The 25080-nt window shown below is 69.4% G+C and carries 27 protein-coding genes; 10 read left to right on the forward strand and 17 right to left on the reverse strand.

The window, feature by feature from the left end; all coding sequences use genetic code 11:
* Positions 1 to 30 precede the first annotated feature (30 nt).
* Positions 31 to 954 (reverse strand): aminoglycoside phosphotransferase family protein, encoded by a 924-nt coding sequence (locus tag BA895_RS02190; protein WP_070190192.1) that lies wholly within the window; start codon positions 952 to 954, stop codon positions 31 to 33.
* A gap of 144 nt (positions 955 to 1098) precedes the next feature.
* Between BA895_RS02190 and BA895_RS02195 the strand changes: the two genes are divergently transcribed.
* From BA895_RS02195 to BA895_RS22940, 3 genes are all read left to right on the forward strand, one after another.
* The gene (locus BA895_RS02195) at positions 1099 to 1839 is read left to right on the forward strand and encodes a DUF4118 domain-containing protein (protein WP_070190193.1); all 741 of its coding nucleotides are present in this window, start codon (positions 1099 to 1101) and stop codon (positions 1837 to 1839) included.
* Between the two features lie 119 nt (positions 1840 to 1958).
* Entirely contained in the window at positions 1959 to 2933 is a 975-nt protein-coding gene (locus tag BA895_RS23370; RefSeq protein ID WP_070190194.1) for a hypothetical protein, read from the forward strand.
* Positions 2930 to 4207: an aromatic acid exporter family protein gene (locus BA895_RS22940; RefSeq protein WP_139142472.1), complete on the forward strand. Its 1278-nt coding sequence runs from the start codon at positions 2930 to 2932 to the stop codon at positions 4205 to 4207. The genes BA895_RS23370 and BA895_RS22940 overlap by 4 nt, the downstream gene beginning before the upstream one ends.
* Before the next feature lie 21 nt (positions 4208 to 4228).
* Here the strand turns inward: BA895_RS22940 and BA895_RS02210 are convergent, their stop codons facing one another.
* Both BA895_RS02210 and BA895_RS02215 read right to left on the reverse strand, forming a co-directional pair.
* Positions 4229 to 4756, reverse strand: a complete 528-nt coding sequence (locus BA895_RS02210) for a DinB family protein (protein ID WP_070190195.1) — start codon at positions 4754 to 4756, stop codon at positions 4229 to 4231.
* Positions 4757 to 4841: 85 nt separating this feature from the next.
* Positions 4842 to 6677, reverse strand: coding sequence for a hypothetical protein (locus BA895_RS02215; RefSeq protein ID WP_070190196.1), 1836 nt, complete (start codon positions 6675 to 6677; stop codon positions 4842 to 4844).
* Positions 6678 to 6730: 53 nt separating this feature from the next.
* Here BA895_RS02215 and BA895_RS02220 point away from each other — a divergent pair, with 53 nt between their 5' ends.
* Positions 6731 to 6949: a PH domain-containing protein gene (locus tag BA895_RS02220; protein ID WP_305778065.1), complete on the forward strand. Its 219-nt coding sequence runs from the start codon at positions 6731 to 6733 to the stop codon at positions 6947 to 6949.
* An 87-nt stretch (positions 6950 to 7036) separates the two neighbouring features.
* Here BA895_RS02220 and BA895_RS02225 read toward each other — a convergent pair whose 3' ends face one another.
* From BA895_RS02225 to BA895_RS02245, 5 genes are all read right to left on the reverse strand, one after another.
* Positions 7037 to 9427, reverse strand: coding sequence for an MMPL family transporter (locus tag BA895_RS02225; protein ID WP_070190295.1), 2391 nt, complete (start codon positions 9425 to 9427; stop codon positions 7037 to 7039).
* Positions 9428 to 9530: 103 nt separating this feature from the next.
* On the reverse strand, positions 9531 to 10145 hold the full coding sequence (locus tag BA895_RS02230) for a TetR/AcrR family transcriptional regulator (RefSeq protein WP_175442225.1): 615 nt from the start codon (positions 10143 to 10145) through the stop codon (positions 9531 to 9533).
* Between the two features lie 54 nt (positions 10146 to 10199).
* Positions 10200 to 10997 (reverse strand): deoxyribonuclease IV, encoded by a 798-nt coding sequence (locus tag BA895_RS02235; RefSeq protein WP_070190198.1) that lies wholly within the window; start codon positions 10995 to 10997, stop codon positions 10200 to 10202.
* Between the two features lie 44 nt (positions 10998 to 11041).
* The gene (locus BA895_RS02240) at positions 11042 to 11827 is read right to left on the reverse strand and encodes an oxidoreductase (protein ID WP_070190199.1); all 786 of its coding nucleotides are present in this window, start codon (positions 11825 to 11827) and stop codon (positions 11042 to 11044) included.
* Positions 11828 to 11830: 3 nt separating this feature from the next.
* Positions 11831 to 12631, reverse strand: coding sequence for an alpha/beta hydrolase (locus BA895_RS02245; protein ID WP_070190200.1), 801 nt, complete (start codon positions 12629 to 12631; stop codon positions 11831 to 11833).
* 262 nt (positions 12632 to 12893) lie between these two features.
* On the opposite strand from BA895_RS02245, the gene BA895_RS02250 reads away from it, so the two are divergent.
* Positions 12894 to 13883, forward strand: a complete 990-nt coding sequence (locus BA895_RS02250) for a LysR family transcriptional regulator (RefSeq protein WP_070190201.1) — start codon at positions 12894 to 12896, stop codon at positions 13881 to 13883.
* Between the two features lie 161 nt (positions 13884 to 14044).
* Here the strand turns inward: BA895_RS02250 and BA895_RS02255 are convergent, their stop codons facing one another.
* The gene (locus BA895_RS02255; protein ID WP_175442226.1) at positions 14045 to 14785 is read right to left on the reverse strand and encodes a sulfite exporter TauE/SafE family protein; all 741 of its coding nucleotides are present in this window, start codon (positions 14783 to 14785) and stop codon (positions 14045 to 14047) included.
* A gap of 99 nt (positions 14786 to 14884) precedes the next feature.
* On the opposite strand from BA895_RS02255, the gene BA895_RS02260 reads away from it, so the two are divergent.
* Together BA895_RS02260 and BA895_RS02265 are read left to right on the forward strand one after the other, a co-directional pair.
* Positions 14885 to 15400 (forward strand): DUF4395 domain-containing protein, encoded by a 516-nt coding sequence (locus tag BA895_RS02260; protein WP_070190203.1) that lies wholly within the window; start codon positions 14885 to 14887, stop codon positions 15398 to 15400.
* A gap of 143 nt (positions 15401 to 15543) precedes the next feature.
* A complete protein-coding gene (locus BA895_RS02265; protein ID WP_070190204.1) occupies positions 15544 to 16089 on the forward strand; it encodes a type 1 glutamine amidotransferase domain-containing protein in 546 nt (181 codons plus the stop codon).
* Between the two features lie 19 nt (positions 16090 to 16108).
* Here the strand turns inward: BA895_RS02265 and BA895_RS02270 are convergent, their stop codons facing one another.
* Together BA895_RS02270 and BA895_RS02275 are read right to left on the reverse strand one after the other, a co-directional pair.
* Positions 16109 to 17719 carry an LLM class flavin-dependent oxidoreductase gene (locus tag BA895_RS02270; protein ID WP_070190205.1) on the reverse strand — a complete coding sequence of 537 codons (1611 nt, stop codon included), beginning with the start codon at positions 17717 to 17719 and terminating at the stop codon, positions 16109 to 16111.
* A 118-nt stretch (positions 17720 to 17837) separates the two neighbouring features.
* Complete coding sequence (locus BA895_RS02275; RefSeq protein ID WP_070190206.1) at positions 17838 to 19097, reverse strand: DUF2786 domain-containing protein; 1260 nt, start codon at positions 19095 to 19097, stop codon at positions 17838 to 17840.
* Positions 19098 to 19301: 204 nt separating this feature from the next.
* Here BA895_RS02275 and BA895_RS23815 point away from each other — a divergent pair, with 204 nt between their 5' ends.
* The 3 genes from BA895_RS23815 to BA895_RS02290 are packed head-to-tail and all read left to right on the forward strand — an operon-like array spanning position 19302 to position 21813.
* Complete coding sequence (locus BA895_RS23815) at positions 19302 to 19712, forward strand: hypothetical protein (RefSeq protein ID WP_070190207.1); 411 nt, start codon at positions 19302 to 19304, stop codon at positions 19710 to 19712.
* Positions 19694 to 20551 (forward strand): esterase family protein, encoded by an 858-nt coding sequence (locus BA895_RS02285; RefSeq protein ID WP_070190208.1) that lies wholly within the window; start codon positions 19694 to 19696, stop codon positions 20549 to 20551. The genes BA895_RS23815 and BA895_RS02285 overlap by 19 nt, the downstream gene beginning before the upstream one ends.
* Positions 20548 to 21813, forward strand: coding sequence for a RimK family alpha-L-glutamate ligase (locus BA895_RS02290; protein WP_070190209.1), 1266 nt, complete (start codon positions 20548 to 20550; stop codon positions 21811 to 21813). Before BA895_RS02285 ends, BA895_RS02290 begins: the two co-directional genes overlap by 4 nt.
* A gap of 130 nt (positions 21814 to 21943) precedes the next feature.
* On the opposite strand, the gene BA895_RS02295 is transcribed toward BA895_RS02290, so the two are convergent.
* The 6 genes from BA895_RS02295 to BA895_RS22950 all read right to left on the reverse strand — a co-directional run bounded on the left by BA895_RS02295 (position 21944) and on the right by BA895_RS22950 (position 25073).
* Entirely contained in the window at positions 21944 to 22264 is a 321-nt protein-coding gene (locus BA895_RS02295; protein ID WP_070190210.1) for a DUF3349 domain-containing protein, read from the reverse strand.
* Positions 22265 to 22277: 13 nt separating this feature from the next.
* Positions 22278 to 22589 carry a hypothetical protein gene (locus BA895_RS02300; protein ID WP_070190211.1) on the reverse strand — a complete coding sequence of 104 codons (312 nt, stop codon included), beginning with the start codon at positions 22587 to 22589 and terminating at the stop codon, positions 22278 to 22280.
* A 55-nt stretch (positions 22590 to 22644) separates the two neighbouring features.
* Positions 22645 to 23862: an inorganic phosphate transporter gene (locus BA895_RS02305; protein WP_070190212.1), complete on the reverse strand. Its 1218-nt coding sequence runs from the start codon at positions 23860 to 23862 to the stop codon at positions 22645 to 22647.
* A gap of 78 nt (positions 23863 to 23940) precedes the next feature.
* Positions 23941 to 24084 carry an SHOCT domain-containing protein gene (locus tag BA895_RS22945; RefSeq protein WP_254666278.1) on the reverse strand — a complete coding sequence of 48 codons (144 nt, stop codon included), beginning with the start codon at positions 24082 to 24084 and terminating at the stop codon, positions 23941 to 23943.
* A gap of 115 nt (positions 24085 to 24199) precedes the next feature.
* Entirely contained in the window at positions 24200 to 24838 is a 639-nt protein-coding gene (locus tag BA895_RS02310; RefSeq protein WP_070190296.1) for a DUF1345 domain-containing protein, read from the reverse strand.
* 106 nt (positions 24839 to 24944) lie between these two features.
* On the reverse strand, positions 24945 to 25073 hold the full coding sequence (locus BA895_RS22950; protein ID WP_305778066.1) for a LuxR C-terminal-related transcriptional regulator: 129 nt from the start codon (positions 25071 to 25073) through the stop codon (positions 24945 to 24947).
* Positions 25074 to 25080: the final 7 nt, after the last annotated feature.

Genomic DNA, 25080 nt, shown 5'->3' on the forward strand with positions numbered 1-25080 from the left:
GGCGCGATAGAACCTTTGCGACGACGTCCGTCACGGGCCCTGATGCTCGATTACGGCGGAGATGGTGCGGCGCGCCATCTCGCAGAACAGTGGGTTCGTCGTGACGTAGTATGGCACGATCATGGCGGCCTGGGTGAGTGCGTAGCCGCGGGCCCGAGCCCAGGTGCCGTCGTCGACGTCGAGCGACGATCGGTAGGTGGCCCGAGCTGCCGGGCCGAACATCGTCCAGGCCGGGATGACGTCGGCGGCGGGGTCACCGACCCCGACGGTGCCGAAGTCGATCACGGCCGCCAGCCGGCCCGCGTGCACGAGCACGTTCGGTGGGAGCAGATCGGCATGGATCCACACGGCGGGCCCGTCGTTACTGCCCCCCTGCGTGACCTCCGCGTCGCCCGAGAACGGCGGCGCCTGCAGGGCGCCGTCCCATGCGGCCAGGGCAGCGACCTCGTCGACCAGGCCGAGCGCGCCGCCTTCTCGCAAGGCTGCGCGGGTGTCGTCGTCGAGCGAGGCCAACGGTGCTCGGCCGGCGTGCGGCTCACCACCTACGACCGGGATGCCGCGCAGCGCGGTGACGAACCCCGCCAGCTCGACGGCCGCCTGCGACTCGTCGACGAGCGGGGCCGCATACGGCTGACCGTCGATCCAGTCGAAAAGGGCCCAGGCGTGCGGGTAGGCCTCGCTCGCCGTTCCTCGCCCTACCGGCCTCGGGACGCGCATCGGGAGGTGAGCAGCCAGGGTGGGAAGCCAGGCCAGCTCGCGGTCGAGGTCAGACGCCCAGCTGGGGGTCAGCGGCATCCGGGCACAGTGGTGTTCACCGACCCGGAAGATGGCGTTGACCGTTCCGGTGGAGCGAACCCGCCGCACCGGCAACCCGGCCAGCTCGGGAAACCGGTCGGCCACGAGCCGGGCAACGAGCACGTCGTCGACGGGGATCTCGTCGGCGTGCATCGTCATCGGTCACCTTTTCGTCGGGTCGCCCATTCTGCATCAGGCTCCAGCCGCCCGTCAGGAACGCGTCAAGACGTCGTCAGGATGCCGTCGGGGCACCCCCGCCATGGGGTCACGAGTGGTTGCGTGGTGACTATGTCCGTTGACTGGATGACGACCCACCGCGGAGTGCTGCGCTGGGCCGCCGTGGGCGTTCCCATCCTGCTCGCTGCCGTGCTGGCGCTGCTTCGCGGCCAGCTGACCCCCAGCACGGCGGCGCTGGTGCTCGTGTTGGCGGTGGTCGGGGTCTCCGCGACCGGTGACCGTGCGGCGGGCGTCGCCTCGGCCGTCTCGGCCGCGGTGGCCTTCGACTTCTTCCTCACCGTGCCGTACTACAGCCTGTCGATCTACGACCGCGACAACGTCGAGGTCGCGGTCGTGCTGGTCGTCGTGGGGCTCGCCGTGACCGAGCTGGCCTTGTGGGGGCACCGTCAGCAGGTGGCCGCCCGGATGAGGTCCGGTTACATCGACGGGGTGCTGGGTCTGTCCGACGTCATCGCCACCGGGTCGGATGCCGCCCTCCCGAAGACGATCGGTGCCGCGATGAAGACGGTGCTCGGGGTCGACCGGGTGGCCTGGACGGCGGGGGAGCCGAGCCCGAACGCGCCGGTCGTCGGACGCGACGGGGTGGTGCGCACCGACGGGCGCGACCTCCGGGTCGACCGTCGCGGGCTCCCGACCGACCTCGTCACGGTGATCCCGGTGAGTCGTGGCGAGCACGTCATCGGCCACTTCACCCTCGTCGCGGCCACCCGCGTGGTCAGGCCGGGCCGCGACCAGCTGCGGGCGGCCATCCTGCTGGCGGAGCAGATGACGAGACAGGAGCGGTCCACCGGCACAGCCTCCGGCTGACCAGCCGTGGCGAACGGCGGTCCGGTACCTTTGCGGTTCGAGATAGTCGGACAAATCCGCCGATGAGCTGAGAGGAAGGCTGACGTGCGCCCGCCCGTCGTCGAGAAGGCCTTCGCCCGGTGAAGCCGCGACTCGATGATCCGGCATCCTCGCCCGTCAACTCGATCAAGACCTACCGCTACCTGCGACTCGCGATGCCCTCCCTCGTGCTGCTGCTCATGGCCGCGCTCACGATCGAGTGGTTCGCCGGGGGCCGCCGCTGCGTGCAGGAGTCGATCAGCAGCTACTACTACACGCCCGCGCAAGGGGTGTTCGTCGGCGCCCTCGTCGCGATCGGGGTCGCTCTCGTGGTGATCAAGGGCAACACCGAGTCGGAGGACGTGCTGCTCAACGTGGCCGGCATGCTCGCCCCGGTGGTCGCCTTCGTGCCCACGGTGCACGTGGGGGAGTGCCGGTCGGTGGCGGTGCCCGTCATCGACACCAGTGCGAGCATCGTCAACAACATCGGGGCGCTGCTGGTGATGGGGGCGGCGGGTGTTGTGGTGACCGGGTTCGTCGCCCATGTCGAGCGGGTGTCGGGGCGCAGGGGGATGCGCTCCAGGGCGGGCCTCGTGACCGCGGTGCTCACGCTGGTCGTCGTCGCAGCCGGGTACTTCTGGGCTCGCCCCACGTTTCTCGTCAAAGGGCACTACGTCGCGGCGCTGGTGATGTTCGCCTGCATCGTGGCCGTGGTGGTGATGAACGCCCAGGCTCTCGGGGAGAGCCGCGAGAACGCCGGCGTCAGTCGGGCGCGGGCCTACCTCAACCGGTACGCCGCCATCGCCACGCTGATGGTCGGCTCCCTGGTGGTGATGATCGGGTGGCGGTGGGCCACGGGCTGGCAGCACGCCCTGCTCTGGATCGAGGGGGTGCTCATCGTGCTCTTCGCGGTGTTCTGGTGCGTGCAGACCCACGAGCTGTGGAACACGATCCGGCGCAGCCGAGCGAGGCGAGGCCCCTCGGCATCACGGGGCAACCCGCTGGTGGCCCGACGAACCCGGCTGTCGAAGCGCTACGTCGCGCGTTACTCCTTTCGGTCGACCCGGCGGCGATGACGATGTCGTCGTCGCGACGGCTCTTCGCGAAGGTGCGCTCGCGCCTGCGCTCGCGAATGTGGCTGGTGTGGCCCTCGTTCCCGACCGCCTGGTCGCAGGTGCCCGACCGGCTGCGACCGGCCACGGTGCAGATCAGCCGGCTCACCATCGCGGCCGTGATCTCCTTCGTGGCCGCCAACTGGTGGTCGCCCGGCACCGGTGACCTCACGGCGCCGCTCACCGCGCTGCTCGTTGTGCAGGCCTCGACCGTGGGCACGCTGCAGATGGGGCTGGTGCGGGTCGGGGCGGTGCTGACCGGCGTGCTCGTCGCAGTGGGTGTGGCCACCACGCTGGGTCTGTCGTGGTGGAGTCTGGCCCTGGTCATCACCGCCTCGCTCACCCTGGCCAAGGTGCTGCGCCTGGGCGACCAGTCACTGGAGGCCCCGATCAGCTCGATGCTCATTCTTGCGGTGTCTTCGCCCGAGCTGGCGGCCGAGGTGCGCATCATCAACACGCTGATCGGCACGACCATCGGCATCGCGTTCAGCCTGCTCGTGCCGGTCGCCATCCCCAACGCCAGGGCTCGCGAGTCGGTTCGCGCCGTGGCCCGCTCGCAGGCGGCCCTGCTCGACGAGGTGGCCCTCGGTCTCGGCAGCCGGGCCCCGCACCCCGAGGAGGTCACCGCGTGGTTCGAGTGGACCGACCACATCGGCGGCGACATCGACGACGCCGCGACCGCGGTTCAGGCGGCCGAGGAAGGGCGCACCCTCAACCCGCGAGCCCTGGCCGCCGCGACCGTGCACCCCGGGCTGAAGGGCGTGCTGCGTCGGCTCGACCGGTGTCTGGCAGCCGAGCGCACCCTCCTCATCGTCATCGGAAAGGAGATGCCCGCCCGTGAGGGCACCTCCGAGAGCGCCACCGGCGCCGAGCTGCGCCGCGTCTTCGCGATGATCCTCGACGACGTGGCGAACGCGTTGCGGGCCTTCGCCGACCTCGTGGACGCGGAGTTCAGCACCAACCCCGGCCACACCGACGAGGCGTTGCACCGCACCCTCGACATCGTCGCCGAGACGCGGGCGGTACTGACCGAGCTGCGGTTCCTCGACGTCGCGCCGGGAGGGGGCCCGGAGGCGTGGATGCTGCAGGGCCCGGTGCTGGCCGCCGTGGAAGAGCTGCTGCGCCAGCTAGACCTCGAGCAGACGGAGCGCAGCAGCCAGGCGTGGCTGCGGCGCCGACCGCTCGGCGCGCTACCCGAGGCGTGGCAGCGCAAGGGTGACGCGGGTCGTCGTGGCTGAGTGGGCCCGCCGTCGCCGTGGTCAGTCGAGCACCATCCACTGTCTGCCGTCGATGATCTCCCTGGCGGCATCGAGGTGCCCCGCGTGGCAGGCCGTCTCGGTGATGACGTGCAGCAGCACCTCGCGCAGGCTGTTCATCCGCCACTCGCCGAAGAACACCGGCCACCAGCGCGGTTCGTCATCGAGGAGGGCGGCGGCGATGATGTCGTCGGAACGCCCGATCTCGGCTCGGTAGCGGTCGACCACCGACTGGCCTGATACCTCCTTCGACACCTGCCAGGCGCTGCTGTCGCCAGCTTCCGTCTCGGCGATGGCGTCGGGATCGCCCGCCACCACCGCCTGGAACCAGAAGCGCTCGTCGTCGTGTGCGAGGTGGTTGAGCAGGCCGGCGATGCTCCAACCGGAGGGCAGCACCGGTCGCCGGAGTGCCTCCTCGTCGAGGCCCTCGACGATGCCGAGCACGTGCTGCCGCTGGGCGCGCAGGTGGCCGAGCAGCAGGTCGGTCTCGGGGTCAGTACGAGGGGCGACGGTTTCGTCGTGGGTGGTCACAGGTGGTTCCTTCGTTTCGTGGGCGGCGTCGCGTCACCGCTTGACGAACGGTACGTCGGAGCCGGCCGGCGTTTCTCGACACGGCTCAACTGCTCGCGTTGCGGCACGCGGCCACGAGCTCCGTGCTGCTACGGGCGACCCCCTCCGCCAGCTGTACGAACTCAGGTGCGCGCGGCTTGCCGGCTGCACTGCTCGCGGGCGCGCAGTCGACCGCGTCAAGCGCACCCGCTGCCGCGCTGAGGGTCGCCGCGCTCAAGCGCCCCTCACCGGCCTCGAGGAGGCCGACGATGGCCAGGGTCTCGAACCGAGTGGCCAGCGCGGCGCAGTGCTCGACCTGAACCCCCGCCCGCTCGTCCTTGCGGTTCAGTGGCGACCCGAGATTCTCAACGGCAGTGCGCATCCGGAAGAGCGGTCGTACCAGCGTGTCGGGAACCTTGCGCCCAGGTCGTTCCCCGGCCGCCGCTGGGGCCCAGAGCGCGACGCCGCGAAGCAGTTCGGCGGTCGTATCGGTGGCTCGTCGCACCCGTTCCTCGACCCGGTCCGGTCGCAGGTTTGGCACGACCGTGAAGCCGAGCAGCAACCCGATCGCGACCCCCGCGAAGAGCAGCAGGAGATACTCGATGAGCGTGCGGGTCGGGTCCAGCCCTCGGCTCACGACGTTCATGCCGACCGACACGACGACGAAGCTGCCGATCGACAGAACCTGGTTGCTGGCGATCAACCACAACCCGGTGAGCGCGGCGAGCAGGGAGAACGGCAGCAGCCACGACCCCGGTAGGAGCCACAGCGCCATCGCCATCACGGCGGCGCCGCCGGTCACGCCCAGTAGTCGTTGTCTGGCCTTGAACAGCGACTGGGTCCAGCTGATCTGCAGAATCGCGAAGGATGCCGTGGCCATGGAGGTCACCAGCGGGTCGTGTGGCCCCACGGTCGCCCAGGCCACGAGAAACGTCAGCAGCACCCCAACGGCGGTGCGGAGGGCGTGCCGGAGGACCTGCGAACGCCAGGTCAGCACCGAGCGCACCGACGCCCGCACGAACGCCCGCCTCGTAGCGGCGGCTTCTCGCACCACCGCCGTGTCTCTGGCTCTGGCCGCTGTCTCGATGCGGTCAAGGGCACGCAGAGCACGATCGAGTGCGTCGGTCTTCGCGGCCGCATCACCCGAAGGGTCGTCCGTGCTGGGCGTGGGTGGCTCTGGTGCGCGCGCCGCGACGACCGCAGCCACCTCGCCGGCGCGCAGGTCTGCGGTGACGGCGTCGTCGTCGTGCAGGACGCCGCGGAGGGTGCGGTAGCCCACTGCCACCCCGAGAGCGTCACCCAGCCAACGCACCGGCCTGTCGCGCAACCACATGGTGTACGCCGGCTCGAAGGCCGGCTCGGTATCGATCAACGTCGCAGCCACCAGCTGACGCGTCACGTCGCTGGGGTCACGCATCTTCAACAGGACCCGCAACACCACCACGAAGCCCACGCCGATGAAAGCAGCTGCCACGGTCTGACCCGGCGACCCGATGTCAGCCTGAAGCGCGAACCCCAGCACGGTGGCGATCCCCAGCCCCAGACCGGCCTGCGCGTAGTTCCTACCCAGCGCGGGAAGCAGGCCGGCCACGAAGATGATGACGCAGACCAGGGCCAGGGCTGCGCCGTGGCTGTACTCCGCGAGGATGCGTGGCACCGAGGCCGACACTGCGGTCAGCGGGCCGTACCACGCCACCTTGCGCAGGTCGGCGCGCAGCGAGCCTCCCCCGACGCCGAGGGTGAAGAAGATGGCCGTGAACCCGGCGATGATGGTGCTAGCACCCGCGCCCACTGCCGATGCGATCAGCATGGCGCCGCCCATCACGACGACCACGACCACGATCAGACCGATGTTGGCCGAGTAGGCCCGTGGCGGCTTGGCGGGAGCCTCGCTGGTCGGCATAGGCCGATCGTAGGTCTGGTTGAGGGACTTTCCGGTGATGGTAAAAGCGGATCATCGCGGTGAACGTTCAGGGCGTCACCGGCAAGAAGAAGGACTTCACCTCGCTACCGCTGGCCAAGATCCAGGCATTCTCGGTCGAGACGGCAGGTACGTTCGACCTGGACGCCGAGCTCGAGCTGTGGTTCTCGGGCCTGGGCAAGGTGAAGTTTGAGTTCAGTGGCAAGACCGATGTCGCGTACCTGAACAAGCTCGTGGCTCACCACGTGCTGTGACGCATGTGTGACGAAGCCCGCCACCGGCGAACTGAGGTTCGTCGGCGGCGGGCTCAGCGGCATCCGTGAAAGGCGTGCCCGTGAGGTTCAGCGGGAGCCGACGGTCTCCAGCTCTTTCTCTTCCGTCGTGGGCGCCACCTCGGGCGCGGCTGTGGCCTGCACCCGGGCGCGGGTGAGGGACTCGCCTTCGACGTCGACGTTGGGTAGCAGCTTGTCGAGCCAGGCCGGCAGCCACCAGGCCTTGTCGCCGAGCAGGTTCATCAGCGCCGGGATGAGGGTCATCCGCACGACGAAGGCGTCGAAGAGTACCGCGACCGCGAGGGCGAACCCGATCGACTGGATCAGGGGCTGGTCCTGCAGGATGAACGCGGAGAACACCGAGATCATGATGGCCGCGGCTGCTGTGACGACTCGTGCACTGAACCGGAACCCTTCGACGACAGCCTGTTTGGCTGATGTGCCGTGCACGTAGGCCTCGCGCATACGGGTCACGAGGAAGACCTGGTAGTCCATCGCGAGCCCGAACACGATGCCGATGACGAGGATCGGCGTGAAGCTCATGATCGGCGCGGGTTCGAAGAGGCCGAACAGCCCGTTCTGGAAGAACAGCACGGTGGTGCCGATGGTGGCCAGCACCGAGAGCAGGAAGCCGAGCGTGGCCGTGAGCGGCACGAGCACCGAGCGGAACACCATCATGAGCAGGATGAAGGCCAGCCCGACGACGATCGCGAGGTAGGGAGCCAGAGCGCCAGACAACCGGTCGCTGACATCGGTCTGGATCGCGGTGAGCCCGGTGACGCCGAGAGTCGTGTTCGTGGCCTGCTCCTGTGCCGCCTGCCCGTCGCGCAGGTCGGAGAGCAGCTGTTCGGTGGCCACGTCGTCGGCGCCGCTCTTGGGGGTGATGAGAATCTGGGCGCCGTTACCAGCCTTGTTCATCGCGATGACCTGGGCGTTCTTGACGTCGTTCTGCTTCGCGGCCCAGGCGGTGACGTCGCCGATGGCCTGGCCGGTGGCCTTGGCGTCACCGGCCTGCCGGGCGTCGACGACCAGGAGCAGTGGAGCGTTGCGCCCGGGGCCGAAGGCGTCGTTGGTGAGGTCGGCGGCGCGTCGGGCCGTCGTGTCGCTGGAGGCCGTCGAGTCGGTCGGCAGCGCGAGGTGCAGACCGGCAGCGGGAATCGTCAGCGACCCCAGCAGCACGACCGCGAGCAGACCGAAGATGATCGGGTGACGCGAGATGCGTTGCGCCCAGCGCACGCCGCCGTTGTCACGCTGGCGCTCGCGGGCGCGGCGCTCGCGACGGGTCAGCTCGGTGCCGGGGGCCTCGACGACGGAATCCGAGACGATCCGGTTGCGGCGCACCCGGCCGGCAAAGGCCTTGCCTCCCAGCATGCCGAGCACGGCGGGCAGCAGGGTCAGGGCGATCAGCACCGCGACGGCCACGGTGGCGGCGGCGGCGATGCCCATCGAGGTGAGCAGCGGGATGCCGACGACTGAGAGGGCGGCGAGGGCAATGATCACGGTCATGCCGGCGAAGACGACCGCCGAGCCGGCCCGGCCCACAGCCAGACCCATGGCCTCTTCGCGGTCTTCGGTGCGGGCCAGCTCGGCCCGGTAGCGAGAGAGGATGAAGAGCGCGTAGTCGATGCCAACGGCGAGGCCGAGCATGGTGGCGAGGATGGGGGTGGTGCTACCGACGTTGACGAACGCGGTGGCGCCGGTGACGCCGAGTGCGCCGATGCCGACGCCGACGAGCGCGGTGAGGATGGGCAGGCCTGCGGCCACGAGGGATCCGAACGTGAAGATCAGCACGAGGGCGGCGATAGCGATGCCGATGAGCTCGCTCGAGCCGCCGGGCAGCTCGAACGACTGCATGCCGCTGCCGTTGACCTCGACGGTCAGGCCGTCGGCCCGGGCCTTCGCGATGTGGTCGAGAACGCTGGTCTGGGTCGCCTTCGTGACCTCGGTCGGCTTGTCGACCGCAAAGTTCCAGCTGACCGTGCCGACCCGCTCGTCAGGGCTGAGGGGAGACACGGCTGAGGCGTTCGCCTCGGCGGCGCTCTTCGGCTGTCCCGCCTTCACTGCGCCGTCGACGATCTGCTGGCGCTGGGCGTCGGCCGCCGTGACCGGGTTGACGAACTTCGTCCCCGGGGCGAGCTGGGGGGTCTTGGCCATGTCGGCGAGCAGCGCGTCGACCTTCCTGGTGTTGCTCGGCTCGGCGAGGGTCTGCCCCTCGGGAGCGGCGATCACCAAGGTGCCGGTGGCCCCGTCGTAGGCACTCTTGGCCCCCGGGAAGAGTTCCTGCTGCAGGGTTTGTGCCTGCTCTGACGGGATGCCGGGGATGCTGAACTCGTCTTGCATCGGCTTGCTGATGGCCGAGCTGACGCCGGCGATTCCGACGAGGGCGATCAGCCAGACGACGATGAAGATCGGCCAGCGTCGAAACGCGAGTCGGCCGAGGCGGTAGAGACGGGTTGCCACGATGTGGTCACTTTCCTGGAGTTGAGTGGGCGTGGCCACGTCGTTGTGGCAGTGGTTCGCATGGGTTCGACCGTGGTTAGGCTTCGTCGAATCGTGTTGCGGGTCAGGTAGTTTGGGGATGCCGCTCAGCGAGCAGACCTCGGGCCGTCACCTCGGCGAGACGTAGGTGGTCGACGAGCGAGGTGTCGTCGTCGGCTCGCACGAACTCGTTCATCGCGTGGGCGACGAGGGCTCCGAGAACCACGACGACGACCCGGGCGCGCACGGGGTCGTTCTCTCCCGGCCGGTGCCCGGCCATAGCGACGGCGTCGCCGCAGACGCGCTCCAGCTCGCCGTGCACACGATGGCTGAGGTTCGGGTTGGTCTCGAGCAACCGCTGGAAGCGGCCGGCATCCTCTCGGTTCGCATTCTCGCGGTCGAGCAGCTCGACGATGAGGGCGAGCAGGTCGTCGAAGAGGTTGCCGCTCGGGCCACCGGCCTGGAACTGCGCGACGAGCGCGGGGTCGAAGTCGGGGGTGACGCCGACGACGGCCTGTTCCTTGCCCGAGACGTGGTTGAACAGGGTGCGGCGGGACACCCCAGCCGCGCTCGCAAGGTCGTCGAGGGTGAAGCCGTCGTAGCCCCTCTCGATGGCGAGTTCTTGCGCGGCGATGTTGATGCGGCGCAACGTCGACTGCTTGCGCTGCGTCCGCGTCAGAAGGGTTGCACTTTCAATCACAGAACAAGTTTGCACTTTGGATGGGGAGAGTGCAACTCGAGCGAACGGCAGGCCTCAGCCGGAGGCCCCGCGAAGCCACGCGATATCGGCGGACTGGCCCTGCACGCCACCCGGGGTCTCACAGACCACCGGGGCGCCGGCGGCTCGCACCACCTCGGCCAGCGCATCACCGTCGATGTGACCGGAGCCGAAGTTCGTGTGCCGGTCGGCGCCCGAGTCGAACGCGTCGCGGGAGTCGTTGGCGTGCACGAGATCGATGCGGCCGGTGATGGCTCGTACCCGGTCGACGACGGTGTCGAGGTCGTTGCCGCCGGCGTGGGCGTGGCAGGTGTCGAGGCAGAACCCCACGTTCTCTACCCCGGAGGCGGTGCCGATCGCGTCCCACAGCCGCGCGATCGTCTCGAGCCGGCGAGCCATCGCGTTGTCGCCGCCGGCCGTGTTCTCGATGAGCAGCGGCACGGCCAGGTCGAGCCCGTCGATACATTTGCGCCAGTTGTCGAAGCCCTTGGCGGCATCCTCTTCGACACCGAGGTGGCCGCCGTGCACGATGACGCCCTTGGCGCCGATCTCGGCCGCGGCGGTGACGTGCTGCTGCAACAGCTTGCGGCCCGGGATGCGGATGCGGTTGTTGAGACTGGCCACGTTGATCGGGTACGGAGCATGCACGTAGAGGTCGATGCCGGCCTTCGCCGCGTCGGTGCGCAGCTGCTCGGCGCCGCCCTCATAGCGGATGACCGGGCCCTTGTAGCTCTGCGGGTCGCCGAGGAACAGCTGCGAGAGGGTCGCGCCGCGCGCCTGCGCCTCCGCGATCGGGTCTTCCTGGTCGACGTGAGCTCCGATGTTGAGAACCATGGGAGCAGCGTAGGGGCCCGGCGTGGGACGTGCCTGGCCGCGGCTCAGGTCGTGGTGATCAGGCCGCCGTCGATGACCACGTCGGCGCCGGTGATGTTGCCGGCGACGTCGCTGACCAAGAACGCGACGAGCCCCGCCACCTCGTCCGGGTGGGTGAAGCGGCCGGTCACGGAGTCCCCAGCCGCGGCGGCAGCGACCGCGGCCGGGTTGGTGCCCTGCCTGGACGCGACGGTCGCGGCGACGCCGTCGGTGCCGAGCCACAGGCCGGTGGAGACGGGTCCCGGGCTCACGGTGTTGACGCGGATCCCGCTCGGGCCCAGCTCTTTCGACAGCGACTTGGAGAAGCTCCGCAGGGCGGCCTTGGCCGCGCTGTAGTCGATGACCCCGGGGTCGGGAAGGAACGCGTTGACCGAACACGTCGACACGATGGACCCCCGCCCCTGGGCCAGCATCATGGGCAGGGCGGCCCGAGTCGTGCGCACCGCGGCCATGAGGTTGAGGGTGTACGAGGCCAGCCACTGCTCATCCGTGACCGCCATGAAACCGTCCAGTCGAGGTGTCACCGCACCGACGTTGTTGATGAGGATGTCGAGGCGTCCCCGTCCAGCGGCTACGTCGACCAGGTGAGCTGCTCCGTCCGGCTGGCTGAGGTCGACCCGCACATAGTCGACCGCGTCGGACTCGGTGAGACTGTCGAGTTCCGGCGAGGCCTCCCGGGCTCCCGCCACCACCGCTACTCCCTCGCGGGCGAGCACCCTGGTGATCGCGAGCCCGATGCCCTTGCTCGCGCCGGTGACGATCGCCACCTGCCCGGAGAGACCCAGGTCCATGGCTCAGAGACCTTGCTTCGCGAGCCAGGCGAGCACGGCATCAGCGACCTCGCGCCAGCCGCTGTCGATCGTCAACGAGTGGCCACGCCCCTCGAACTGTTTGAGCTCGGTGACAGCGGTCGACGCGCGGTACTGCTTCAGGGTGGATCGGGTGACGACGTCGGGAACGGTGTGGTCCTCCAAGCCGGAGATGAGCAGTAGCGGGCCTCGACTCGCATTGTCGGTGTCGACCGACGCCTGGGAGTGGATGGAGAAGTTCGCTGCCGCCGTCTGGAAGAGTGGCCGGGCGGGCGAGGGAATCGTCCACTGCTCGTAGAGCTGGTCGGACTCCTCCTCGCTCACCGCGTTGCCGAACCCGAAGCGAAACTCCTTCGCGGTCAGTGAAACCGCCTTGGTGCGGTTGGTCGGGTTGCCGAGGCCCGGCAACCCGGCGCGCAGCTGAGCGAGGGGTAGCGGGAGCACCCCTTTGATCTGAGCGGGATCGATGGCGACAGCCGCCGCGCCCTTGCACTGACCGAGCAGCTTCTCGGCGATGAGCCCGCCGAAGGAGTGCCCCACGATGATGGGTGCGTTCGAGAGCCCATCGATCACGGACGCCATGTGGTTGGTGACGTCGTCGATGCCGATGCCCGCTACGTCTTCCGGCTTCGCGCGTGCCTCCGCCACGGTCGCGGGCTCGTGGGGCCAGCCGGGCGCGACCGGGTCATAGCCGGCCTCCCGGAAGGCGTCGACCCACTGGCCCCAGCTCGTCGCGTGCAGCCACAAGCCGTGGATGAAGACGACGGGACGTCCAGCTGCAGTCATGACGAGCCTCCAGGGGAGCGGACCGGTGGCTTTTCCACCGGAGAGGTTGCGTCGCTTCCTCGCGACGACTCTCAGGATGCTCCCAGCGGTCGGGAGGCGTCCAAGACCCGTTCCGGCCCGATCGATAACCGAGAGGCCTCGTCACGGCTGACGTGAGCAACTAGCGTGAGCGTCGGCGTGGAGCAGCTCGGCGACGTCCAGACGTGGGTGTGCGCCCCAAGGCACAGCGCCTTGATCCTCACCCCGACGCCGAGAGGTGCGCATGGACCTGGACCTGCGGTTGGTGCGCTACTTCGTGGCGGTGGCCGACGAGCTGCACTTCGGCCGGGCGGCGGCTCGACTCTTCGTGAGCCAACCGGCTCTGTCGAAACAGGTCCGCAAGCTTGAGCAGCAGATCGGTGAACCGCTTCTCGTGAGGGACAGCCGTCATGTGACCTTGACCGCCCGCGGCCACAGCTTCCTGCAGGACGCTCGGCGCCTGTTGACGATGGCCGAGGGGATGACGCAGCCCACTCGCCCCGAAGGCCTGCGGATCGCGCACGTGTTCGAGCTGTCCACGAGCCGCCTGGTCGCAGATGCGTTCACCCAGGCCGAGCCGGACCTGCCGCTGCGCGAGCACGCCATGGACAGCATCACGCAGCTGAACGCCCTCGTCGAAGGACGGCTCGACGTCGCCATCCTGCGGGTCACCCCGCGGATGAAGATCGCCCACCCGAGTGGATGGCGACATCGACTGCTGCGTCTCGAGCCCCTGGTGATCGTCGGCTCTGGTGACGACGACCGAACGGCCAGGGCCTCGTTCCACCAACGACCGCTGCACGTCTTTGCGGATCCGCCGGACTCTGGCACGTACAACGCCCACGGGCAGTACCTCACGGCGTTGGAGGAGAGGCTGGGCCAGCCGATGCACTGGCTGGGGACGCCGGGCGCCTTCAGCCACTGTCTCGCACAGGTCACCCGGACGCGGAGCCCAGTTCGCTACCTCGACTTCCTCAGCTACGCGGACAAGTACGCCACCGCGGGACTGCCGATCTACTGGCCCATGGAGATTCAGCCCTATTACCCCTGGTCGCTCGGCTGGCGTGAAGACGACGACACCTCGCCAACGGCGCGGTTGATCGACCTCGCCCTTGCGCTCGCTCACGATCGAGACTGGCTCGCCTCGGAGGCCACCGACGACCGGGCGCAGGCATGGATGCCGGATGACGACCCCGCCTGGTGTGAACTGGATGCGACCAACGGTCGCTCCTGACGACGGCCAGAATGGCGCTATCATCTCCCAACATTTCAGCAGCTCGCTGCGGGAATGCGGCACCCGAAGGGCCATGGTGACGGCTGCGAGCCCGCAGACGAGCGAGCCGGTTGCGACGAGCCGGTCCCGTTGCGTGTGCTGCAGCTGACCGTCTCCATCCGTCAGGCGATGACGCCCACCAGGGTGACGGCTGCCGTCGCCACCAGCACGAGCAGCACCCCGGTGCGAAACTGCTGCTCCGACATCGTGCGCATCACGCGGTCCCCGACGAGCCAGCCGACGGGGATTCCGGCCAGCCCGCCGAGCACGACCGCGGCGACCTGCACATTGAGAAAGCCGAGCACACCGAAGGCGATGACGGCGATGAGGTCCTGGCCCACGAAGATGGCCTGCAGCGTGGCGCGGAACTGGCGGGCGGGATAGTTCAAGGCCTGCAGGGCCAGCGCCACGGGCGGGCCGTTCATGCCGGTCGCGGTCAGCAGCACCCCACTGGCCAGCCCGGCGCCGCGTTCGACCGCCACCCCGCGGGGCAGGGTGATACGGCGCCACAGGAGAACCACGAGGGCCAGGACGGTCAGGCCGATGACCAGCGACAGCCAACGGGCGTCGAGCTTCGCGAGCAAGACCAGGCCCAGCGGCATCCCGACGAGACTGGCCACCACGATCCTGCGGGTCGTGCGCACCTGCACGTGCGCTCGCTCGCGGTAGCCGGTGCCGGCGGTGAGAACGAACCCGAGGGCCGTGGTGGCGACCACGGCTGTACGGGTGTCGACGGCGAGCGCGAAGATCGGCACCGCGACCAACGCACTACCGAAGCCGGTGACGGCCTGGGCGGCGCTGGCGAAGGCGAAGACCCCCAGCCCGATCACGGCGAGAAGAACGAGGTCCACGGGTTGCGTCACGGCCCAAGGATGCCGGAAAGTGTCGCCCGAAGGACGCCGCAGCATCCAGATGCTGACTGTCTTTGCATAAGACAAAATTATGTAACGCATAATGTAAACATGAGCAACGGTCGGTTCCCTGCTGTCGTCGACGACGTCACCGTGCGCCTCATTGCAGCGGTGGTGCTTGTCTTCGCGGTGACGGCCCTCGTCGGGCAGCAGTGGTGGCTCTACGCCGTGCTCGGCGTCGACTTCGTGCTGCGAGCGGCGTTGGGGCCACGGGTCAGCCCGATCGCGTACTTCGTCAGCACACTGATCCGCCCGTACGTCGCGGCGTCCCCTCGACCGACGCCGGGCGCTCCCAAGCGTTTTGCCGCAGGCATCGGCGCTGTGCTCACCATCACTGCGACTGCGCTGTGGGTGATCAGCCTGGTGACCGGTTGGGCGGGGGTGCTCGTCGCGGTGGCCGCCATCGGCGTGCTGATGGTGATCTTCCCGGCCCTCGAGGCGGTCGCGGGAGTCTGCGTCGGGTGCCAGGCTTTCGCCGGGCTGATGCGGCTCGGGGTCATCCCCGAGGAGGTCTGCCTCGAGTGCTCCGACATCACCCGTCGTCAGCGGCTGCGCAGCGTGAGCTGAAACGAAGGTAGCGCTCGTCACATCTCGTTCCGGGTGCGTCCGTGGTGCCACGGGGTACGGATGACGGGGCGGACAGTTCCGCCCACCAATTCGTTCAGACCCAGCGTCCGCTCCACAGCGGGCGCCGGAGCAAGGAGCTTCAGATGTCGAAGAAGGTCGCATTTCTGGTTGCCGCCGAAGGAATCGAGCAGGTCGAGCTGACCGAGCCCTGGAAGGCAGTGGTCGACTCGGGCAACGAGGCCGTGCTCGTCAGCCCCGACTCGGGCGAGGTGCAGATGTTCAACCACCTCGACAAGGGCGACACCAAGAAGGTTGACGTCACCGTGGCCGACGCCAAGGTCGACGACTTCGACGCGCTCGTGCTGCCGGGTGGCGTCGCCAACCCCGATGCGCTGCGTCTTGACGCGGATGCCGTCTCGCTCGTTCGCGACTTCGTCGCATCAGCCCGCCCCGTGGCCGCGATCTGCCACGCCCCGTGGTCGCTGATCGAGGCCGACGTGCTCAAGGGCCGGCGCCTCACGTCGTGGCCGAGCCTGCAGACCGACATCCGCAACGCTGGCGGCGAATGGGTCGATGAGGAGCTGGTCATCGACGGCAACCTCATCACCAGCCGCAACCCCGACGACCTGCCCGCCTTCTGCAGCGCAGTGGTCGAGGCACTGTCACACGGCGCCGCCGCCTCCGTCTGAGACGGTCTCAGGGGTGTCGTCAGCCGAAACCGTGCTCGGCGAGCGGGTGCAGCAGCTCGCGCTCCTCGTACGACAGGTGCGAGAGCAGGGTGTCGGTGAGCAGGTCGACGGCGCGCTGCAGCTCGTCGAGCGCGGCGTGGCCGGCGGTGCCGTAACCGTCTGACCCGACGAGCGAGACCAGGGCCTCGTCGACCTGTTCGAGCACGTCGGCGATGACGTGGTGCTCGTCCTCCAGGCGCTGAAGCACCGGCTCCAGGCCGGAGTCGCTTCGGCGCAGATGGGTGAAGATGCTGCGGTCCTCGAGTGTGTGGTGGCCGGTGACGACCCGGCAGTACGACTCGCAGTAGGCCCCGAGGGTCCAGTTGTTCTGGCGCATCGCCATCGTGTTGAGGTGCGAGCGCGCGGCGCCGACCGTGAGCAGGCCCTGCCGCACCTGGCCGACGATGTCGCGCACCTGCGCGAGCTCGGTGCGCAGGTGGTCGTGGATGTCGACGAGGTGCTGCGGCGCCGACTGCTGGTAGTCGGTGTACGCCGCCCCGTCGGGGGTGGCCAGCACCGGCCGGGTGGTCTCGTCCCACGGCAGCGAGCGGCTCAGTCGTTGCCCGTCGTCGGGGGTAGGGCGCACCCGCAACGTCGAGTGGGAAGCTCGCCTCGTCTCGGCTGGCGCGTCGGCCGGCGCCGGCGACACGACGTGCCCTTTCGACGGTGACGGCGAGGGCGGCGCGGCGCGGCGGGCCCGTTCGGCCGCCACGAGCTCGCGCACCCCAGGCGCTACCTCGGCGGCGAAGCGGGACACCGTCTGCGCGTCGTCGGTGCCGAGCACGTAGGTGCTCACGCCGGTGGTCAGCGTGAGCTCGGCCAGCTGCTCGACCCAGTCGGACGCCGTTCCCTGCAGGAAGTCGGCGCTGGTGCCGAACCGCCCGAACACGTTGTACATCCGACGCACCGACTGGTGCCCGCGCCCCGACGCGTCGGCCGCCTCGTCGATGACGGCGTTCATGGCCGGCAGGGCGTCGGGGTCGGCGTAGCCCTGGCTCGGCAGCCACCCGTCTCCGAGCCGGCCGGTGACTCGCAACATCCTCGGCCCGTAAGCGCCCACCCAGATCTCGACCGAATGCAACGGGCTCGGGCCGGTGTGGAGCCCAGACACCGAGTACGACTCGCCCGTGACGCTCACTGACCGCGCGCCGGGGTTGTCGGGGCTCTGACCCCACACCCCGCGAATGATGTGGATCGCCTCCACGAGGGCGTCGACCGACTCCTTGGGCGTGCGCCGCGGGCCGCCGGCCGCGACGATGGCGTCCCAGAAGGCTCCGGTGCCCAGGCCCAGCTCGGCGCGGCCGCCGCTGAGGATGTCGAGGGTGGCGACCGACTTGGCCAGCACCACCGGTGGACGCAGCGGGAGGTTGGCGACGTTGGCGGCGACCCGCACGTTCGTGGTGCGTGCCGCGATCACGGCCAGCAGCGTCGAGGCGTCGAGGTGCTTCGCGTTGTAGGGGTGGTCTTGCACCGTGACGAGATCGAGGCCAGAGACGTCGGCGAGCTGAGCCAACTCGAGGGTCTGGTCGGCCCGGTCGGCGTCCGGGCTGGGAAACAGCCCGAACTGCAGCTCGTGCCCGTAGTCGGTCATCGTCTGCGGCCCTCTCGCTCGCTCGTCAACGCCGTCACTGCGACCACATCACACCACGTTCGGGACGCCGCTGGCGCCGCCGAAGCACCGCAGCCCCCGGCCCAACCGAGGCGGCGGGCTATCGACCGATCGTCGGCCCCGCGCCCAGCTGGGCCCGGTCGGCGGCCGCCCGACCGGAGTGCCAACCCTCGGCGTCGCGCACCGAGCCCACCTTGTGGCTGGTCACCTTGGGGAACCACTCGTCGACAGCCTCGTCGACCTGTTCGGCCCGGGCGGCGAGCAGGGGTACCAGCTCGCGGCCCCGGGTGGAGGCCTCAGCCGTCGCAGCCGCCTCCTCGCCGGCGGTCGCCTCGGCCAGCCGTTCGCCAATACGGCTGGCGTAGGCGGTGAGGAACGAGGAACGGAAGGACCGGGTGCGGCTGCGGCCGTAGCCGTCACTGCGTGACCCGGCGGAGGTGAGGGTGTGGGTGGCCTGCACGAGCAGCGACGTGAAGAGCAGCTCGACGCACTCGAGGTCGGCCTCGAAGCCCACCACCGTGCCGAACCCGAGCTCTCGGCTCCAGACCATGCGGCACCGGTTGGCCGAGGCCACCGCGTCGAGCAGCATCGCCTTCGGGGCGTCGTAGGGGTTGTCGACGCTGATGCGTCGGCCGTGGGGCGCCGTCGTGCCTCGGTGTCGGGCCGCGTCGTCGGCGGCGAGCAGCGCGGCGTCGATGCTGTGCCGCGCCATCAACGACTGAGCCCCGGCGGTGAAGGTCTCGGCCTCAGCCTCGAAGGTCGTCGACTCGGCTTTCGCGAGCAACATGCGCACGCGGCTGAGAACACGTTGGTCGACCGGCGGCCGGCCACCGGGGTCGCCGGTTCGAGCGGATGCCGCTTCGGGCGGGCCAACCGCGTCTCCGGGCAGCGGAGTCAGCTGCTCGAGGGTAGGTAGGCGTACCAGCAGGTGCCACGCCGCGAGGCAGCCGAGAACCAGGGTGAGCCAGTCGGTCCCCTGCGTGCGGCGGGCATCGATCCACGTGACCGAGCTCGGCCACCAGACTCCGCCTTCGAGCTCGCTCAGCTGAGCCAGCCAGTGCGGGTCGATGGTCGAGGCCGCGTAGCGGTTGAGCTCGTGGCTCATGGCGTCGACGACGAGGGCCTGGTCGGCGACCGCGAGCCGACGGCCGGCGAGCCGGTGAACGTCGGCGGGCTGCCACCCTCGCCGCCACGCCGCGGTCACCGCAATGGTCATCGACTCGAGCAGCACCCCGATGACGGTTCGCTGCAGACGCGGGTCGGAGCAGCGCCCGGCCAGCCCGACCGCCACGTCGTCGAGGTCGTGGCCCCGCCGGTAGTCGATGGCGTCGAGCGCTTCCTGCAGCAGGTGGGTCACCACCGCGCGTTCGTAGGCCTCGTCGAAGGCCGGTGGCTCGACCCGCGGTTCAGCCCGTGGCTCGACCCGTGGTTCAGCCCAAGGCGCGTCACGACGGAACCCAGCGCCCGCCGCGGCCCCGGACGTCGCGCCGCCACCGTTTCGCTGGCGCGCTGCTGCCTTTGTGCGCCGTCGTGTCTGGTTGTTCCTGCCCATCCTAACCGCCTTGTGGTCGTTGCCTACGGCCATGTTGCCATCGACGACCGACGCCGCCCCAGCCCGCTGGCTCGGCCTGTGGACAACGCGGCCACCTCCCGGAGTCGCGGCGAAAGCCATCCGCTCGGTGAGGCGCTCGTCGGCCTCGACGTGGAGCAGCTCGTGGCCCGAGGCGCCATGCTCGACCTGGACACGATGACCGCGGCGACCGCTAACGGGGCTCGCCTGCTTGCCGTCAACCCGGCCCTGGCCATCCTGCGCATGATCCAGTCGGCGCCGGCGGGCACCCAGCTCGTGTTGCGGTTCGACGGCTCGGGAGGTCTGACCCGCCGGGCCCGTCGTTGCTCGCCTCTGCTCGCGACCCAGCTGCAAGGCCACGGCATCCGGGCCTCTAGGTTGGGGCCATGGCCCGCGTGCGCATGACCGTCGAGGGCACCGCGGTGGGCGACATCGCGCTGGTGGTGGCCTCCCCGACCGGCACCCGCCGGGGTGATCCGTTACCCCTGCTGCTGGCCAACGACGGCCCCGAATACTCCCGTCGAGTGGGCCTCGTGCGCTTTCTCGACTCGCTCGCGGGGGCAGGGCGGATGCCGCCGTGCCGGGTCGCGCTGCTCGTGCCCGACGATCGTGACGCGCGCTACTCCGCCAACGCCGACTACGCCACCGCAGTCGTCGACGACGTGCTGCCGGCCGTGATCGGGAGGTACGAGCTGTCAGGGCGCCCGCTCTTCGTGGGCGCCAGCCTCGGCGCCCTGTCGGCGCTGCAGAGCGAGTGGTTGCGCCCCGGCACGTTCTCGGGACTGCTGCTGCAGTCGGGGTCGTTCTTCCGCCCGAGGCTTGACGGCGAGGAGAGCTATGAGCACTGGCAGCGGATCACCGCCTTCGTCTCGTCGGTGCGCCGGGCCCGCAAGCCACGGGGTGACGCGGTGGTGGCGATGACCTGTGGCGCCGACGAGGGGAACCTGGCCAACAACCGTCTAATGGCGCAGACGCTGACCCGGCTGGGGCAGACCCTCGACCTCACGGTCGTTCCGGGAGGCCACGACTGGCCCCAGTGGCGGGCCGCGGTGTGCCGGGTGTTGCCGGCTCTGGTCGACCGCACGATCGAGCCCAACCACCGCTGGCGCAGCTCATTCGCGACGGGCGCGGACGCGACAGCGACAGATCGCCCAAGGTTTGCAAGGATCGACCGCATTGGTCCCGGCGCCGTCCCCAGCGGACGGGCACCGGCAACGCAACACGAGGCAGGAGACGCACGATGACCGAGACGTCGCAGACCCAGACCCACCTGATCGGCCTGTTGCTGGGGGCGGAGGAGGACTGGCCCACCGCGTTCGAAGCGCTGCTGCGACTGGTCGGCCCCATCACCGGCGCCGACGGCGTCACCCATGAGCTCACGAGTGAGCGGCTCACCATCGAGCCCTTCGACCTGCGCCAGCCGGTGCGCACCGAGCTCGTCATCGACCGCCTCGCCTACTGGTACTACCACCCCCGCGAGTGGCTGAAGAAGGCCGCGCTGATGAACGACACGTACCTGCTCAACAGTCCCTTCACCTTCCAGTCGATGGAGAAGCACAGCGCCTACGTCGCCTTGATGCGTCTGGGGCTGAAGGTTCCCGAGACCTGGCTGGTGCCCTACAAGAACCCGGTCGACAACTCGCGCTGGGCCTACACGTCGGCGAAGTACAACCTCTCGTTCGACCTCAAGGCCATCGCCAACCAGCTCGGCTACCCGATGTACATGAAGCCCTTCGACGGGGGCGGCTGGCGGGGCGTGTCGCGCATCAACGACGAGGCCGACCTCATCAAGGCCTACGACGAGTCGGGCGAGATGCTCATGCACCTGCAGTCGACCGTGGAGTACCAGCACTTCGCCCGGGCCCTGTCGATCGGCCCCGAGACGATGGTGATGGACTTCCGGCCCGAGCAGCCGATGCACAACCGGTACGCCGTGACCCACGACTTCCTCAGCCCGTCGGCCGGCAAGCAGACGGCCGCGATCAGCCGCATCGTCAACGCGATGTTCGGCTGGGAGTTCAACTCGTGCGAGATGCTCGTCGCCGGTGACGACGTCTACCCGATCGACTACGCGAACGCCTGCCCCGACGTGGCCGTCACGTCGCTGCACTACTACTTCCCCTGGGCCATCAAGGCTCTCGTGCGTTGGTCGGCCTACTGCCTCGTCAACGGTCGTCGCGGCCCGATGGACCTCGAGATGCGCCGCTACTTCGACATCGCCGACGACGCGTCGCTCTCCGACGAGCAGAAGCTCGACGCCTACCTGGCCATCGCCGACGAGTACTTCGAGACAGAGGCGTACTGGGCCTGGTGCGACGAGTTCCTGCCGCACCTCGACGCGGCCGTGCTCGAGTGGGTGCAGTCTGACGACTTCGACCACCTGCTCAAGTCGACGGTCGTCACGACCTACCCGGCGCACGAGCACGACTACTTCATGGCCCACTTCGGCGGCCTGCTCTCGGCCTGGGTGAACGACGAGAAGGCCCGCCTCGCAGCGAAGTCCTGACCACACCTGCGAGAGCCCACGCGTGGTGGCGGGCTGAGCGGCATCCGGTCTGACGTCGACCGGATGCCGCTCAGCCGCGTTCGGGGCGGTGGCGAACCGCCCGCCGGCGGACGCTGCGTGACGTCGCTGCTCAGGTGTCGAGGTCGTTCGACAGCGGCCAACCGCCCTGTGCCAGCTGGGCCGACACCCGGCTGATGTCATCGGGGGCCGCCGACTGGAAAGCGTGTTCACGGATCATCCGGCGGATCTCGTGCTCGGTGACCACCGAGTCGCTGGCGTCGGCCTGCAGCGCCAGGTCGGCCGCGATCGCGCTGATGTCGTCGTCGGTGAGCTGGCGGTGCAGTACCCCGAGCAGGGCCGCGTAGTCACGCACGGGGATGCCCTGCGGGTAGCCGGCCCGCAGCCAGTCGAGGATGCGCGTGGGAACAGTCTGACGCTGTTCGATGCTCATGGTCGGTTCGTCCTCACTTGTCGATGAGCGTCGGGTACAGGTGCTCGAAGCTCAGCGCCTTGCCGAAGCCCGAGGCGACGATGAAGGTGATGCCGACCGCGACCCCCAGGAGCACGAGCAGGAAGCACAGGGTGGCGAGAGTCTTGCCGATGGCGCTCGTGGGGGCGTCGACCGGTTCGTCGCCGGCCGTCACCGAGCTACCACCGCCGGTCATGGCGAGCGACCGGATGCCGAGGGCGAAGACGGCGGGCAGCCCGGCGCCGAGCAGGAGCCCGACGACCAGCACACGCCAGGCTCCTTCCAGGGCGAGGGAAAGGTTGTGCATCGCGAAAGTCCTTGTCTCTCAGGTTCGCTGTGGATGTGCGGAATCTCGCAGGGCCTCAGGCGTTGACGCTGGGCCGTACGGCGGTCGTGGTCGCCCCGCTCCACTCGTCGTTGACGTTGTGGGCTCCGACGGGCTGCAGGCGCGAGCGAAGCCACATGCCGACCGATGCGACGACGAGAATCGCGAACACGACGACGGCGCCGGCGGCCCCGCCGATCGAGTGGGCGACGAACCACATCACCGCTCCGACGAGGGCGGCCGCCGGCAGCGTGATGAGCCAGGCGGCCGCCATCCGGCCGGCCACCCTCCACCGCACCTCGGCGCCCGGCCGCCCCACGCCCGACCCCAGGATCGAACCGGTGGCGACGTGGGTGGTCGACAGGGCGAAACCGAGGTGGCTGGACGCCAGGATGACGGCGGCCGAACTGCTCTCGGCAGCCATGCCCTGCGGGCTCGAGATCTCGACCAGCCCCTTGCCCAGGGTGCGGATGATTCGCCAGCCTCCCAGGTAGGTGCCGGCGGCGATCGCCAGCGCACACGAGAACTTGACCCACAGGGGGATCTCACCGGTCTGCGACCAGTGGCCGCTCGCAATGAGAGCGAGCGTGATCACGCCCATCGTCTTCTGGGCGTCGTTGGTGCCGTGGGCCAGTGAGACGAGCGACGCGGAGCCGATCTGGCCCCAGCGGAAACCCGACTCGGTTCGGCGCTTGGAGACCCCGGCGGTGATCCGGTAGATGAGCCATGTGCCCACCGTGGCGACGAAGGCGGCGATGACGGGGGACAGCAGCGCCGGCAGGATCACCTTGCCGACCACGCCGTCGAGCTTGCTGCCGTCGCCCACCCAGTTGACACCGCCGAAGCCGAGCCCGGCGATCCCGGCTCCGATGAGGCCACCGAAGAGGGCATGCGACGAGCTGGAGGGGAGGCCGACGAGCCAGGTCACGAGGTTCCACACGATGCCGCCGACCAGCCCTGCCATCACGATGATGAGCAGCGCGTTGCCGCCGCCGGCGAGGAACTCGGCCTTCGGTGCGCCTGACTTGTCCTGGATCTTGATGACGGCGTTGGTCACGGTGAGCGCCACCTCGACAGAGAGGAAGGCACCGAGGAGGTTGAGCGACGCCGAGAGGGCAACCGCCACCTTGGGCCGCAGGGCACCAGTGGCGATCGAGGTGGCCATGGCGTTGCCGGTGTCGTGGAAGCCGTTGGTGAAGTCGAAGCCCAGCCCCGTGATGACGACGAGGACGAGCACGACGAGTTCAGAGGTCACGCATCCAGTGTTCGGGCCCTGTCGGAGCACTCACAAGGCACTTGACCCACTGTTCGCCGGAGGTTCATCTTGGCCCGGTCAGCCGCCGAGGATGCGCGCCTTCTGCTGCGCGAACTCCTCGTCGGTCAGGATGCCCTGGGACCTCAGTGAGGCGAGCCGTTCCAGGGCCTCGATGACCCCGTCGACGGCAGGGGCCGCCATCGGGGGTCGAGGAGGCGGCACACCAGATCCTGATCTCTGAGCGAGTTTTCGGTTCACCGGGGCTCTCGGACGGAACCGACCGGCCGCGGCCGCTTACCGGGAGGCCCGAATGTCGGGTGTGCTCGGTGCGTCGGGGTCATGTTCCGGTGGTCGAGATGCCGACCACGAGGTTGATGGTGGAGGCGATGACGACGGTGCCGAACACGTAGGCGAGCACGCAGTGCCCGAAGACGACCCGGCGGATGTCGGAGCTGCGGAGGGCGTTGTCGGACACCTGGTAGGTCATGCCGAGGTTGAACGAGAAGTAGGCGAAGTCGGAGTACCGCGGCGGCTCCGGCTGGTTGAAGTCGATGCACGGCGGGTCGCTGCTGTAGTAGATGCGGGCGTAGCGCAACGTGTAGATCGTGTGCACGCAGAGCCAGCCCACGGCCACCGCGACCACGCCGATGACCGAGTCGACCACCTGAGCGGTGCGGTCGCCGCCCGCTCCGATGAGCAGCACCGCCACCCCGCACAGCGCCAGCAGACCCACGACGATGATGATGACGTCGCTCGTGCGGGCGCCCGGGTCCTCACCGTCGACGTGCTGGCGCGTCGAGGCGGCGTCCGAGCGCATCACGTGAGTGAGCAGGGGACCAGCGAAGGCCAGCCCGGCCGCGATGAACCCCACGAGCAGGTGGGGCACCAGGCCGCCGGCCGAGGGCAGCGGCACGACGAGGCCGACCACGACCCCGACGACCACAGCGATCGCCAACCTCACTCGCACCCGGTGCACGGCTCGCACGCTACTCCCGCCGGATGCCGCTCAGCCTCGCGCCGCGCGGACCTGCCGCACTGCCCGCCTCGCGGTGAAGAAAGCGTGCTGGTGCAGCATCGACGCGTCAACCGGGAGCGGAAGTCTGCCGGGCCAGCGCGGCGGCCTCGCCGCGGTTCTTCACGCCAAGCTTGGCGAGCACGTGCGAGACGTGGATGCTGACGGTCTTCTCGCTGATGAACAAGCGGCCGGCGATCTCGCGG

It is taken from the genome of Humibacillus sp. DSM 29435, assembly GCF_001758225.1.
In the GTDB taxonomy this organism is placed as follows: Bacteria; Actinomycetota; Actinomycetes; order Actinomycetales; family Dermatophilaceae; genus DSM-29435.